Annotated in this window: 1 protein-coding gene; it reads right to left on the reverse strand. The window is 62.0% G+C overall.

The features are described 5' to 3' along the window. Positions 1–136 precede the first annotated feature (136 nt). A partial coding sequence (locus QNO03_RS10730; RefSeq protein WP_289603313.1) for a flagellin occupies positions 137–802 on the reverse strand: 666 nt, incomplete at its 5' end.

The raw sequence follows: 802 nt of genomic DNA on the forward strand, positions 1-802 counted from the left end.
AGGCAGGGAATGGGCTGGCGGCGGGAAGCGTGAGGTCCAAGTCATGTTTCCCCGCCGCCAGCGGCCATTCACCTGCCGGTACTGCGGTTACTGCTGGTGGTTCTTACTGCTGATGAATCAGGTGTTGCCCGATCTGCTACTGCAGGAGCTGCATAACACCGGAGTTCATCTGGTTGGCCTGGGCCAGCATTGCGGTAGCGGCCTGGGAGAGGATCTGGGACTTGGTGAAGCTGCCCATTTCCGCTGCCATGTCCGTGTCGCGGATGCGGGAGTTGGCCGAGGAGAGGTTCTCCACGGACACCGCGATGGTGCGTGCGGTGGATTCCAGGCGGTTCTGCTGTGCACCCAGGTCGGCACGGCCGGTGGAGATAGCCGTGATGGCGGTATCCAGGGCAGTGATGGCTGCCTCGGCACCAAGCTGGGTCTTGACGTCGAAGGCCGCTCCGTCGACGCCACCTGTTGTGGTCAGCGTGTCGACAATCTTGGCTACGTCGGTGAGCTTGATGCTGATGGTTTCATCGGCAGCAGCACCGACGTGGACCTTCAGCGTGTCGCCAAATGTATCGGTCTCAGCGGCGCCAGCAGCCTTACCCAGGAGCTGGATGCCGTTGAAGTTGGTGGACTCGCTGATACGGGTCAGCTCGTCGGTCAGCGCGGTGACTTCCTTCTCGATGGCCGCACGCGAATCCGTGTTGTTCGTATCGTTGGCTGCCTGGACAGACAGGTCGCGGACACGGTTGAGGATGTTGTGCACCTCGGTCAGGGCGCCTTCAGCGGTCTGGATGAGGCTGATGCCGTCCTG

The organism is Arthrobacter sp. zg-Y877, from assembly GCF_030373105.1.
Classification (GTDB): Bacteria; Actinomycetota; Actinomycetes; order Actinomycetales; family Micrococcaceae; genus Arthrobacter_B.